Below are 12,734 nucleotides of genomic sequence, written 5' to 3'. Positions count from 1 at the left end.
GGGACCCATATGAGGCGCCGCCGCGCGTCCCTTCTCCCGTCAAAACGGGGAGAAGGTGCCGGCAGGCGGATGAGGGGCATACGCACCCCACCTTACTTGAACGACGGCGGTGCACTGAGGTCCGGTGCCTGGTTATTCTGCTGCGGCGCCACGTTCGGCTCGGCCGGCTTCTGACCGCCGTCGAGCGGGCTGCCGCCCGGGAGTTGCAGCCCGCCGGGAAGGCCGAGGCCGCCGCCGTTGTCCGGCAGGGTCAGCCCGCCGCCGCCGGCGCCAAAACCCGGAACCTCGATCTTGATCGTGGACGGATCGACTGCAGCGCCGCTTCCCTTGTAGTGCATGACCATCTGCGGGAACATCAGTGTCAACGCCACCATCAGGATCTGGATGCCGACGAAAGGCACGGCACCCCAATAGATCTGGCCGGTCGTCACCGGTTGCGTCATCTTGCCGGTGACCTTGTCGAGGTAAGGCACCCTGGCCGCGACCGAGCGGAGATAGAAGAGCGCGAAACCGAAGGGCGGGTGCATGAAGCTCGTCTGCATGTTGATGCCGAGCAGCACGCCGAACCAGATCAGGTCGATCCCGAGCTTCTCCGCCGCCGGTGCGAGCAGCGGCACGATGATGAAGGCGAGCTCGAAGAAGTCGAGGAAGAAGGCCAGGAAGAAGACGAGCGTGTTGACGGCGACCAGGAAGCCGATTTCGCCGCCGGGCAAGGCGACCAGCAGATGTTCGACCCAGAGATGCCCGTTGACCCCGTAGAAGGTCAGCGAGAAGACGCGCGCGCCGATGAGGATGAACAGCACGAAGGCGGAGAGGCGCGTGGTGGAGGCGAGCGCGGCGCGCACGACCTCGAGGTTCAGCCGGCCCTTCGCAGCCGCCATGACCAAGGCGCCGACGGCCCCCATCGCGCCGCCTTCCGTTGGCGTCGCGATGCCGAGGAAGATCGTGCCGAGCACCAGGAAGATCAGCGCCAGCGGCGGGATCAGCACGATGATGACCTGCTGCGCGAGGCGCGACAGCGCATTGATCTTCATGGTCCTGTCGATGACGGCGACGACATAGATGAATGCCACGCCGACAGTTGCGCCGAGGATGTCGGCATTCTCGCCCTGTGTCGGCGAGAGATAGACGTGCGCCGCATAGGCGATTCCGGCCGCGACCAGGAGCGCGATTACGAGCGAGGTCACGCCCGAGCCGAGCGTGCGGGCCTCGAGCGGCAGCGCCGGCATGGAGTCGCGATTGAGGAACGACATGAGCAGAATGTAGGCCATGTAGAGGCCCGTCAGCACCAGGCCCGGGATCAGCGCGCCGGCATACATGTCGCCGACCGAGCGGCCGAGCTGGTCGGCGAGAACGATCAGCACAAGCGACGGCGGAATGATCTGGGCGAGGGTACCCGAGGCGGCGATCACGCCGGAGGCGATCCGGCGGTCATAGCCGTAGCGCAGCATGATCGGCAGCGAGATCAGGCCCATGGCGATGACCGAGGCCGCGACGACGCCGGTCGTTGCCGCAAGCAGCGCGCCGACGAAAATCACCGCATAGGCGAGACCGCCGCGGACCGGGCCGAAGAGCTGGCCGATCGTGTCGAGGAGATCCTCCGCCATGCCGGAGCGTTCGAGAACTATGCCCATGAAGGTAAAGAAGGGAATGGCGAGCAACGTGTCGTTGGACATCACGCCCCAGAACCGCTCCGGCAGCGCGTTCAGCAACGGCCAGGAGAGATTGATCGAATCCGAAAGCGGCGCGAGTTCCACGCCGATGATGAAGAACAGAAGACCGTTGGCGGCGAGCGAGAAGGCAACGGGATAACCCAGCAGCAGGAACACGATCAGCGAAAGGAACATGATCGGCGCCAGGTTTTCAGCGATGAATTCGATCACGGGCGCACCTCCGGAGCAATGGTCTCGTCGAGCGGCGCGTGGCTCGGCACATAGGGCGCGGGATCATCCATGTGCCCGGTCATGATGGCGATCTTCTTGATGATTTCCGAAACGCCCTGCAGGGCGAGAAGGATGAAGCCGATCAGCAAAACAGCCTTTGCAGGCCAGATGATGAGCCCTCCGGCGCTGGAGGAAACCTCGCCCGAGACATAGGACATGCGCACGTAGGGCACGAGGTAATAGAGCATCAGCAGCACGAAAGGCATCAGGAAGAAGACGTGCCCGAAGAGATCGATCCAGTGCTGCACGCGACGCGAAAACATGCCGTAGACGATGTCGATGCGGATGTGTTCGTTCTGGCTCAGCGTGTAGGCGGCGGCGAACATGAAGGCGGCCCCGAAGAGGTACCACTGCGCCTCGAGCCAGGCGTTTGACGATATGTTGAACGCTTTTCTGATGATCGCGTTGCCTGCGCTGACAAGGACGGCAACGAGAATGAGCCAGGAGACGGCCTTGCCGACCCTCTCGGTGACGGCGTCTATCAATCGGCTGAAGCCGAGTAACGGTTTCATGAAATACCTCCCCGCTGTGGCTGTTTTTGGTCTTCTGCCAAGCACAGTCACAGTGCCCATTTCAAGCTGCCTTTCAAGCCTGTGCCGCCATTTTTCCCCTCGACAACGGGCTCCTGTACGAAAGTATCATATGGGTGCAAGCGGAATCGGTCAGGCTTGGGCACAAGCGGACGGCCGCCCCGTCGGGGAACCGGGCCGCAGCGCGCGGGGCTTTCTCGGCCGAGGCGATTCGGGGACTGCACTCCCATGAGCGCGAGAATGGTCGGCACTTGAAACGGCGCCGAGTTTCGGGCTGGATGCACCCCGGAAATGGAGGAGGAAGACATGGCCGCGATGATCCGCAATCCCATCCTGCCGGGTTTCAACCCCGACCCGTCGATCTGCCGGGTGGGCGACGACTACTACATCGCCACCTCGACCTTCGAATGGTATCCGGGCGTGCAGATTCACCATTCGCGCGATCTCGTGAACTGGCGGCTGATCCGCCGCCCGCTGGAGCGCGCGAGCCAGCTCGACATGCGCGGCAATCCCGACAGTTGCGGCATCTGGGCGCCCTGCCTTTCCTATTGCGACGGGCTTTTCTGGCTGGTCTACACCGACGTGAAGCGTTTCGACGGCAACTTCAAGGATGCGCATAACTACATCGTGACGGCGGAAGGCGTCGAGGCGACATGGTCCGACCCGGTCTACGTCAATTCCTCCGGCTTCGATCCGTCGCTCTTCCACGACGACGACGGCCGCAAGTGGTTCCTCAACATGCAGTGGAACCACCGCACCGAGAGTTTCGGCGGCTCGCCGAAAAGCCCCGCCTTCGACGGCATCCTGCTGCAGGAATGGGACGAGCGGACGCGCAGGCTGGTCGGTCCGGTCAAGAACATCTTCGCCGGCAGCTCGCTCGGGCTCGTCGAGGGGCCGCACCTCTTCAAGCGCGACGGCTGGTACTACCTGACGGTCGCCGAAGGCGGAACGGGCTACGACCATGCGGTGACCATGGCGCGTTCCCGCACGATCGACGGACCCTACGAGATGCATCCGAACGTCCACCTCATTACCTCGAAGGATCACCCGGAAGCGGCGCTGCAGCGGGCGGGGCACGGGCAATATGTGGAGACGCCGGACGGGGAGGCCTATCACACGCATCTTTGCGGGCGGCCGCTGCCGCCGCATCGCCGCTGCACGCTTGGGCGCGAGACGGCACTGCAGAAATGCGTCTGGCGGGAAGACGGCTGGCTCTATCTCGAAAACGGCGGAGTCGTGCCCGAGGTGACCGTCCAGGCGCCCGCGGGCGCGAGCGAGGCGGCAGAACCGGTGGTGATCGAGACCGATTTCGACGAGCCAGCGCTTCCGCCGGAGTTCCAGTGGCTGCGCACGCCCGTGCCGGAGCGAATTTTCTCGCTCGGCTGGCGCAAGGGGCACCTTCGGCTTTTCGGGCGCGAGAGCATCGGCAGCTGGTTCGAGCAGGCGCTGGTCGCGCGGCGACAGGAGCATCACGCCTTTCGCGCCGAGACCGTCGTCGAGTTCGCGCCGGCGGGCTACCAGCAGGTCGCGGGGCTGACGCATTATTACAATCGGCACAAGTTCCATGCGCTCGGCGTCACCTGGCACGAGACGCTCGGGCGGGTCGTCACGATCCTTTCCTGCCCCGGCGATTATCCGAACGGGCGGCTCCAGTTTCCGGCGGGAAGCGGCGCGACGGTCCCGGCGGGGCCACTTCACCTCGCCATGGAGGTGCGGCAGAACGATCTCCAATTCTTCTGGAAAGCCTCGGGGCAGGAGGAATGGACGGCGATCGGGCCGGTGCTCGACGCCGGGGTGATCTCGGACGAGGGCGGCCGCGGCGAGCATGGCTCCTTCACGGGCGCGTTCGCAGGCATGTTCGCCTTCGATATTTCGGGCAGCGCGCTGCCGGCGGATTTCGACCGGTTCCGCTACGAGGCGATCACGAAATGAACGGTTCCAGTCTTATGAGAAAAGACTCATAAGCTGCGGTTATCATTACATATTTGTAATATCCCGTTTCATGTTCCGTTCAGGAAGACAGACCTAGTTTGATGGGGCAATCAACGAAAGGAATACCCCATGAAACGCTTTCTGATCGCGCTCGTCGCCAGCTCGTTCCTCGCCACGCCCCTGGCGTTCGCGCAGCCGGCAGGCTCCTTCGAGCTCGCACAGCATGATCGCTATCGCCACCGCCATGTCGATCGCCAGGTCGATCGCCATGTCGACAAGCGCGTGGTAAGGACCATCGAAAAGCGCGTCGTCATCAAGAAGAAGCGTTGGGTGCGCGGGCACAGGCTGAGCCCGGCCGAGCGCCGCCACATGGCCTATGTGCACGACTACCGCCGCTACAGGCTGCGGCCGCCGCCGCGCGGTCAGCAGTGGGTGCGGGTCGACAACGACTTCCTGCTGATCAGCCTCGCGACCGGCGTCATCGCCGGCCTTGCCGCGGCTCACTGACGGCCGGCGATGGATTGAAAAGGGCGGGCCCCTGGGCCCGCCTTTATCGCTTCCCCGCAGGTGAGATCAGTCCGCCGAGGCGAGGCAGGATTTCAGCGAGGCACCGATATTCTCCATCAACTGGAAATAGAGGTCCGGTCCGGACTCGAGCGTGGCCGCTTCCGGATCGAGCGTGCCGGATTTCGCCGGCGTGCCTTCGATGACGACGCTGATCAGCTTCGGCTCGAACTGGGGCTCGGCGAAGACGCAGGTCGCGCCGAGGTCCGCGATCTTGGCATGGATCTCGGAAATGCGCTCGGCGCCCGGCAGCACTTCTGGGCTGACCGTGATCGAACCGGCGACGCGCACCTTGTAGCGGTGCTCGAAATATTGATAGGCGTCGTGGAAGACGACGAAAGGCTTGTCACTGACCGGCGCCACCGTCTCGGCAAGGCTCTTGTCGAGGGTGTCGATCCTTTGCTTGAGCTTATCGAGGTTCGCTTTATAGGCGGCAGCATTCGCCGGATCGACCTCGGCGAGCGTCTTCTCGATCTCGGCCGCCATTGCCTTGGCGTTCATCGGATCGAGCCACATGTGCATGTCGAATTCGCTTTCGCCGTGGTGGTGGTCATGCCCGCCCTCGTCCGAAGCTTCGGCTTCGCCGGCATGATCGTCGTGCCCGTCATGGCCCGCCTCTGCGCCATGGTGGTCTTCATCGCCGTCGTCGTGCGGCTCGAAGGCGCCGCCCTCGCGGAATTTCAGCTTTTCGAGCCCCGGTGCCTCGCTGAGTTCGACCACTTTGGCGCCGCCGCTGAGCGCGTCGAGAGGCTTGTCAAGGAAGGCCTCTAGGCCGGGCCCGACCCAGAACACCACCTTCGCCGCCTGCAGCGCCGCGGCGTTCGAAGGCTTCATATTGTAGGTGTGGGGGGAGGCGCCGCCCTCCACGATGAGCGACGGTTCGCCGACGCCTTGCATGATCGACGCGACGAGGGAATGGATCGGCTTGATCGACACCACCACGTTCGGGGCTTCCGCCCAGGCGGGCGAGGAGAGGAGGATGGTGGATGCGAGAAGCAGGGCAGGCGTCGATTTCATCGGTTTCTCCGAGCTTGGTTCGAAATGCTGCGGCGGCTCACATGCCTCGGACATTGCAAGGCGCCACGTGTAATGTTATTACATCAATTGCGTTATGCTATAACGTGTGCAATGACAAGAGGCAATCGTCAGGCTGGATTTTTCGATGCTGAACTATCGATCGCCGGAAACGGCTTCCCTGGTCCGTCTTGCCAATGCCGGCGTGCGGCGCAACGGCCGCTGGCTCGTGCGCGGCGTCGACTTCTCGATCAGCCGCGGCGAAATCGTCACGTTGATCGGGCCGAACGGGTCGGGAAAATCCACGACTGCGAAGACGGCGATCGGAGTCCTTAAGCCGGACGAGGGCCATGTCGAGCGGATCGCGGGCCTCAGGGTCGGCTACGTGCCGCAGAAGCTCGCCGTCGACTGGACGCTGCCGCTGACGGTCGAGCGGCTGATGACGCTGACAGGCCCGCTGAAGGGTCGCGAGATCGAGGAAGCGCTGGCGGCGACGGGGATGCTGCACATGGCCAAGGCCGAGGTCCAGCACCTGTCGGGCGGCGAATTCCAGCGCGCGCTGCTTGCCCGCGCGATCGCCCGCAAGCCGGACCTGCTGGTGCTGGACGAGCCGGTGCAGGGCGTCGACTTCTCCGGCGAGATTGCGCTCTACGAATTGATCAAGCAGATCCGCAACCGCACCGGCTGCGGCATCCTCTTGATTTCGCACGATCTCCATATCGTCATGGCGGAGACCGACACGGTCGTCTGCCTGAACGGCCATGTCTGCTGCCGCGGCACGCCGCAGGCGGTCAGCCAGAGCCCGGAATACCTGGCGCTGTTCGGCCGGCGGGCCGCCAGCGCCCTTGCCGTCTACAGCCATCACCATGACCACACGCACCTGCCGGACGGGCGGGTGCTGCATGCCGACGGCAGCATCACCGAAAGCTGCTTCCCGGGCGACGGCCATCATCATCAGCCGTTGGCCGAGAACGTGCACGACCACGATCCGGATTGCGGCTGCGGCCATCATGCGCGGCTGCAGGGATTCGAGAAGGCGGAGAAGCGCGATGCTTGACGATTTCTTCATCCGCGCCCTTGTCGCCGGCATCGGCATTGCGATCGTCGCCGGGCCGCTCGGCTGCTTCGTCGTCTGGCGGCGCATGGCCTATTTCGGAGACACCATGGCGCATTCGGCGCTGCTCGGCGTGGCGCTGTCGCTGCTCATGGATCTCAACCTCATGGTCAGCGTCTTCATCGTCGCCTCCGCCGTGTCGCTGCTGCTGCTTTTCCTGCAGAAGCGCGGCGCGCTCTCCACCGACGCGCTGCTCGGCATCCTGTCGCATTCGGCCCTGTCGATCGGTCTCGTCATTGTCGCCTTCATGACCTGGGTCAGGATCGATCTCGTCGGCTTCCTGTTCGGTGATATACTCGCGGTTTCCGAGGCGGATATCGACATCATCTGGGGTGGCGGCATTCTGGTGATCCTCGCGCTCGTCTATCTGTGGCGGCCGCTGCTCGCCTCGACTGTCAATCCGGAACTGGCGGAGGCGGAGGGGCTGAAGCCGGAGCGGGCACGCCTCCTCTTCATGCTGTTGATGGCGCTGGTGATCGCGATCGCCATGAAGATCGTCGGCATCCTGCTGATCACGTCGCTGTTGATCATACCGGCCGCGACGGCGCGACGCTTCGCCACCTCGCCCGAGATCATGGCGGTGCTGGCCTCGCTGATCGGCGCGCTCGCCGTCGCCGGCGGTCTTTTCGGCTCGCTCCACTGGGATACGCCGTCCGGACCGTCTATCGTGGTTGCGGCGCTGGCGCTGTTCGTGCTGAGTCTGCTGCCGGTCGGGCGGCGGCTCGATCGCGCGTCGCCGTCTTCACCGGGAGGAAACCGCTGATGGGTACGCCCCAATTGACGAAAAACCAGTCCCTGGTCATGGGAGCGCTCGCCCATTCGGAGGGGCCGATGAGCGCCTATACGATCCTCGACAAGCTGCGCGACCAGGGCTTTCGCGCGCCGTTGCAGGTCTATCGCGCGCTCGACAAGCTGCTCGAATACGGCCTCGTGCACCGGCTCGAGAGCCTCAACGCCTTCGTCGCCTGCACATGCCCGCACGAACACGAGCACGACCACGGCGTTACGGCCTTCACGATTTGCGAAGGCTGCGGCCAGGTGACGGAGTTCCACGACGAGGCAATCGAGGAGCGCCTGTCGGCGCTCGTTCGCGGACAGAGTTTCAAGACCGAGAAGACGACGATCGAGATCCGCGGTCATTGCAAGAGCTGTGCGTAGCGCGTCGGCCCGCCGAGAATAGCGCGACATCACCGCGGAGCCTATGGCCCTGCGCCCAAAGCCGGCCGCACTCCGGGCGTCAGTCCAGGAGCGTGAGCTGCGCGGCGTAGCGCTGCCAGTTCTTCACATAATGCGCGGCCGAGCGCTTGAGACCCTCGACCGCGGCGGCGTCGAGCGTCCGCACCACCTTTGCCGGAGCGCCGACGATCAGCGAATTGTCGGGAAATTCCTTGCCCTCCGTGACCAGCGCATTGGCGCCGACGAGGCAGTTGCGGCCGATCCTTGCGCCGTTCAACAGGGTGGCGCCCATGCCGATCAGCGAATTGTCGCCGATGGTGCAGCCGTGAACGATCGCCCGGTGGCCAATGGTGCAGCCTTCGCCGATCGTCACCGGAAAGCCAGGGTCGACGTGTATGATGACCGCTTCCTGGATGTTCGTGCGGGCGCCGATGCGGATGGGCTCATTGTCGCCACGCAGCGTCGCCCCGAACCAGATGCCGACATCCGCGCCGATTTCCACATGGCCGATGAGATTGGCGTCCGGCGCCAGCCAATAGCCGCCTTGCGGCGGTGTCTGCGGTCGCAATGGTCCGAGGGCGTAAAGGGGCATGCAATATTCCTTCGTGGCCGATGCGCCGGCGCCCCCCAGCGGGCGGCCCGCGCGGTTGCTCAGATGACCTTCACGGAGAGTGCCGCGACGCCGTCGATGCCGCAGGTCACGACGTCGCCACGGACGACCGGACCGACGCCCGAGGGCGTTCCGGTCATGATGACATCGCCCGGCGCAAGCGTGAACATCCGGGAGAGTTCGGCGATGATCTCCGGTACCTTCCAGATCATCTGGCCGAGGTCGCCCTGCTGGCGCAACTCGCCATTGACCTTCAGCCAGATGTTGCCGTTTGCCGGATGACCAACCGCCGTGACCGGGGCGATCGCCGAAACCGGGGCGGAATGCTCGAACGCCTTGGCGGCCGTCCATGGCTTGCCGGCCTTCTTCGCTTCCGCCTGCAGGTCACGGCGGGTGAAATCAATGCCGACGCCGTAACCGAAAATGTGGTCGGGTGCTTCCTGGACCGGAATGTCTGCGCCGCCGCCGCGCATGGCGACGATCAGCTCGACCTCGTGATGCACGTCCGAGGAGAGCGGCGGGTAGGGGAAATCCTGGCCGGGCGGCAGCAGATTGTCCGGGTTCTTCTGGAAGAAGAAGGGCGGTTCGCGCTCGGGGTCATGCCCCATTTCGATCGCGTGGGCCGCATAGTTGCGCCCGACGCAGTAGACGCGCCGCACCGGAAAGCCCACGGGGCTGCCCGAAATCGGCAGCAGGACCGGCGGCGGGGGCGCTAGAACTGTTTCCATGGTCGTCCTCTGGCTCCGTGCTACGGCTCCATCCGGCTTTACCCGGCGAGACACATCGCGGGAAGGTGAAACGCTATAGCAGCTCGCCCTGCCGCAACGGGGCGCGATGCTATAGCGAATCTCGAAAGGACGTTAGCAGCCGGAAAGGCTGCCGCAATAGGCAATCTTGGTGGATGACGCCCGGTCGTGATCGCCGCGCTCAAGCGCAGCGGACATAGTCGACGAGCTGGGCGCGCGTGAGGAACCGGCCGTCCGAGCGCGAATTTAGATCCGGATGGCTGTATTCGAGGCTGGGTACTTCGGGAAGTTCGAGGGCCTGGCGTACGGTCATGATGCCGATGTCCTTGCGGCCACTTTCGCGCTTCATGCTGACTTCCACGATGCGATAGAGATTGCTCTCTTTCATGATGGCTCTCCCGACTTATTTTTGTATCCCCTTTTTGAGGGATTTTAAACACTCCGAAGTTGTTCTTTATGAGGCACCTCAGAATATAACGACGATAAATGAATGTTTCGCGACAGGAATCGGGCGACTTGGCGGAGATTTCGGTGTCATTTCGCGATTGCGGCGGCGACCGACAGCGCGCAGCCCGATTGTGTCGCAAAAATATGATTGCGCCATAGTTTATATTGGAATGCGGTTTGCTTTGCAAGCAATGCTAAGTGGAACCAAGAAATATTGCGCTGCACCAGAATAATATTATTTATACATGCGAGCTGACGGTATCGTGAAAGTATCGCCCCTGCCATCGAGACGATCGGCGTGCTTTCGCCGAGGGCGAGGGGCGCGGCAGAAAGCGAACTGCCGACACCGGTCGCTTTCGCGAAAGGTGGTCGCGTCGACGCTGAGCCGGGGACGACGCTAAGCCGGAACGGGGCGAGCGTTTAATGCGCTTTCAGGTGGGCTTCCTCGGCTGCGGAAATGAAGAGCCTGCGGGCCTCCTCGACGGTGCGGCGGCCTTCGATCGCGGCGCGGCAGGCGCTGCGCGCAGCAACATAATAGGGGCCGCGGTGGGGCCACTGCCCCGCGAGGCACGCAAGCGCGTCCGAGGGTCCCTTGACCGTGCGCACGTCGTCACCGGTCAGTCCAAGCTCGATAGGATGGCTCCACAACATCTGCTGCATACTTCTCCTCCTGGAACGCGACGTCTCGAAAGGCTCGCCGGTTCGCCCCGAGCGGGATGCCGGCAGGGGAACTTCGCCCCGTCGCGCGTGGCTCCAATGGGTCACATACAAAACGTTATCAGGCCGAGCCCGGTTCCACGCGACTCCCGCGCGTGAAACCGCGCCGCATCCTGCAATGTAACTCAGCAATTGTTGTTTGTCCGCAATTTTGGCGAGCCTCGCCGTCCGGGAGCGTCGCGGCCCATCGGACGCTCAAACCGGACGCGGTGGCCCTCACGCTGGGTCGTTTGCCCTGCCACGACTTGTGCTGCCCAAATATGTGCTCGTGTCGGTTGAGAATCCCCTAAATTGTCGGGGTTTCAAGCACTTGTAAGGCGCCATATATCTTTTACCGTGCTGGAGGGTTGAGATGTGGTGTCGATTGCCGAGATTCGATTGACATGGTTGCCGCTACGCCATGAGGCCTATTGCGCGATGCTCGGGCGGCATGAGGTGGCCTTCGTTATGAAACGCCAGACAACGAGCGACTGGGCCTGGCGGATTTCCCATTGCAACGGTACGCGCGAGACCGGCTTTCATTATGCGCCGACCCTTGAGGGCGCAAAGTCGGCGGTGCTTGCCGGGATACAGGAGTGGTTCCGCCAGGCGGGCTTCCACTAGCGCATCGGCGTCCCGCGCCGTTTTGCCGGTCGCCACGGCGAGCGGCCGCCCTGGCGCACTTCCTGTCGCGCGCTGCCAGCCGCTCGCGGTGCCGGCGCCCGCTGCAATGGTTTCAGGCGATCAACTGTGATAGAGACGTGCCGAAACCGGCTCGGCACGAGCCTCAAAGCTTCGCGACGACAGAAGAAAGCATGAAAAATCAATATTCCAGCGGAGTGAAGATCTTCGCCGTGGCGCCGATGATCGACTGGACCGATCGGCATTATCGGTTCTTCGCGCGGCAGCTTTCGCGCCATGCGCTGCTCTATACCGAGATGATCGTCGCCGATGCGATCCTGCGCGGCGACCGCGAGAAGCTGTTGGGCTACGATGCCTCGCAGCACCCCGTCGCGCTTCAGCTCGGCGGCAACGATCCGGCCAAGATGGCGGAGGCAGCGCGCATTGCCGAGGCGTTCGGCTATGACGAGATCAACATGAATGTCGGCTGCCCGTCCGACCGGGTGCAGTCCGGCACCTTCGGCGCCTGCCTGATGCAGGAGCCTGCGCTGGTCGCCGAATGCGTCGCGGCGATGAAGGCGGCGGTCAGGATTCCCGTCACCGTCAAATGCCGCATCGGCGTCGACGATCAGGACCCGGAAATCGCCCTGCGCGCGCTCGTCTCGCGCATCCGCGATGCCGGCACGGATGCGGTCTGGGTGCATGCGCGCAAGGCATGGCTGCAGGGGTTGAGCCCTCGGGAAAACCGCGAAATCCCGCCGCTCGACTATGGCCTCGTCCACCGATTGAAGGCGGAAAACGAGAGTCTTTTCATAGGCCTCAATGGCGGTCTTCAGACTTTGAATCAGGCACTGGCGCATCTCGGGACGGCCGCCGGCGATGCGGCCCCGACCGCGCCCGAAAACGCGCCGGCACTCGACGGCGTCATGCTCGGCCGCGCCGCCTATCACGACAGCGGCCTGCTGACCGCCGCCGATAGCTATTTCGCTCATCCGCTCACCGGCAGGCGGCCCGAGCCGATCGATCCCGACGCTTTCTCCAAGCGCTACCACCGCCTGTCGCTCGATTTCTGGACGGGCGTGTGCGACGCGATGGCGGATTATGCCGCCGCCCATATCGAGAATGGCGGCCGGCTGATCCATGTCACCCGCCACATGGTCGGGCTCTTCCAGGGCTGGCCGGGCGCGCGGCGCTACCGCCAGATCCTTTCGGCGGAAGCCAGCCGCACCGGCGCCGGCTCCGAAGTCATCCACGCGGCCTTCGACGCCGTATTCGAGGCGGCAACGGCCCGCCAGGCGGCGGAGTAGGGCTGACCGACGCTCCGCTTGTCGGTGCCGCGAG

14 protein-coding genes are annotated in these 12,734 nt (G+C 64.0%); 7 read left to right on the top strand and 7 right to left on the bottom strand.

Going from position 1 to position 12,734, the window contains the following annotated elements:
• Positions 1–92 precede the first annotated feature (92 nt).
• Complete coding sequence (locus tag ATB98_RS10885; protein ID WP_066873328.1) at positions 93–1,883, bottom strand: TRAP transporter large permease; 1,791 nt, start codon at positions 1,881–1,883, stop codon at positions 93–95.
• On the bottom strand, positions 1,880–2,455 hold the full coding sequence (locus ATB98_RS10880) for a TRAP transporter small permease subunit (protein ID WP_066873325.1): 576 nt from the start codon (positions 2,453–2,455) through the stop codon (positions 1,880–1,882). Before ATB98_RS10880 ends, ATB98_RS10885 begins: the two co-directional genes overlap by 4 nt.
• 333 nt (positions 2,456–2,788) lie before the next feature.
• Between ATB98_RS10880 and ATB98_RS10875 the strand changes: the two genes are divergently transcribed.
• Positions 2,789–4,405: a glycoside hydrolase family 43 protein gene (locus ATB98_RS10875; RefSeq protein ID WP_066873596.1), complete on the top strand. Its 1,617-nt coding sequence runs from the start codon at positions 2,789–2,791 to the stop codon at positions 4,403–4,405.
• 129 nt (positions 4,406–4,534) lie between these two features.
• Positions 4,535–4,912, top strand: coding sequence for an RcnB family protein (locus ATB98_RS10870; RefSeq protein WP_066873322.1), 378 nt, complete (start codon positions 4,535–4,537; stop codon positions 4,910–4,912).
• A 66-nt stretch (positions 4,913–4,978) separates the two neighbouring features.
• Here ATB98_RS10870 and ATB98_RS10865 read toward each other — a convergent pair whose 3' ends face one another.
• On the bottom strand, positions 4,979–5,986 hold the full coding sequence (locus tag ATB98_RS10865; RefSeq protein WP_066873319.1) for a zinc ABC transporter substrate-binding protein: 1,008 nt from the start codon (positions 5,984–5,986) through the stop codon (positions 4,979–4,981).
• 145 nt (positions 5,987–6,131) lie between these two features.
• On the opposite strand from ATB98_RS10865, the gene ATB98_RS10860 reads away from it, so the two are divergent.
• The 3 genes from ATB98_RS10860 to ATB98_RS10850 are packed head-to-tail and all read left to right on the top strand — an operon-like array spanning position 6,132 to position 8,255.
• Entirely contained in the window at positions 6,132–7,040 is a 909-nt protein-coding gene (locus ATB98_RS10860; RefSeq protein WP_066873317.1) for an ATP-binding cassette domain-containing protein, read from the top strand.
• Entirely contained in the window at positions 7,033–7,860 is an 828-nt protein-coding gene (znuB, locus tag ATB98_RS10855; RefSeq protein ID WP_066873314.1) for a zinc ABC transporter permease subunit ZnuB, read from the top strand. The genes ATB98_RS10860 and znuB overlap by 8 nt, the downstream gene beginning before the upstream one ends.
• Entirely contained in the window at positions 7,860–8,255 is a 396-nt protein-coding gene (locus ATB98_RS10850; protein WP_066873311.1) for a Fur family transcriptional regulator, read from the top strand. The genes znuB and ATB98_RS10850 overlap by 1 nt, the downstream gene beginning before the upstream one ends.
• A 79-nt stretch (positions 8,256–8,334) precedes the next feature.
• Here ATB98_RS10850 and ATB98_RS10845 read toward each other — a convergent pair whose 3' ends face one another.
• From ATB98_RS10845 to ATB98_RS10830, 4 genes are all read right to left on the bottom strand, one after another.
• Positions 8,335–8,865 carry a gamma carbonic anhydrase family protein gene (locus ATB98_RS10845; protein WP_066873308.1) on the bottom strand — a complete coding sequence of 177 codons (531 nt, stop codon included), beginning with the start codon at positions 8,863–8,865 and terminating at the stop codon, positions 8,335–8,337.
• Positions 8,866–8,924: 59 nt separating this feature from the next.
• Positions 8,925–9,611: a fumarylacetoacetate hydrolase family protein gene (locus ATB98_RS10840; protein WP_066873305.1), complete on the bottom strand. Its 687-nt coding sequence runs from the start codon at positions 9,609–9,611 to the stop codon at positions 8,925–8,927.
• Positions 9,612–9,810: 199 nt separating this feature from the next.
• Complete coding sequence (locus ATB98_RS10835) at positions 9,811–10,017, bottom strand: hypothetical protein (RefSeq protein WP_066873302.1); 207 nt, start codon at positions 10,015–10,017, stop codon at positions 9,811–9,813.
• Between the two features lie 479 nt (positions 10,018–10,496).
• On the bottom strand, positions 10,497–10,736 hold the full coding sequence (locus tag ATB98_RS10830; RefSeq protein ID WP_066873299.1) for a DUF982 domain-containing protein: 240 nt from the start codon (positions 10,734–10,736) through the stop codon (positions 10,497–10,499).
• A gap of 411 nt (positions 10,737–11,147) precedes the next feature.
• Between ATB98_RS10830 and ATB98_RS10825 the strand changes: the two genes are divergently transcribed.
• Both ATB98_RS10825 and dusA read left to right on the top strand, forming a co-directional pair.
• A complete protein-coding gene (locus ATB98_RS10825; protein ID WP_066873295.1) occupies positions 11,148–11,396 on the top strand; it encodes a hypothetical protein in 249 nt (82 codons plus the stop codon).
• Between the two features lie 191 nt (positions 11,397–11,587).
• Positions 11,588–12,700: a tRNA dihydrouridine(20/20a) synthase DusA gene (gene dusA, locus ATB98_RS10820; RefSeq protein ID WP_066873292.1), complete on the top strand. Its 1,113-nt coding sequence runs from the start codon at positions 11,588–11,590 to the stop codon at positions 12,698–12,700.
• The last annotated feature ends 34 nt before the right edge of the window (positions 12,701–12,734 follow it).

This window comes from Sinorhizobium saheli (assembly GCF_001651875.1).
GTDB classification, from domain to species: Bacteria; Pseudomonadota; Alphaproteobacteria; order Rhizobiales; family Rhizobiaceae; genus Sinorhizobium; species Sinorhizobium saheli.
This window is presented reverse-complemented; position numbering and strand designations above follow the sequence as displayed.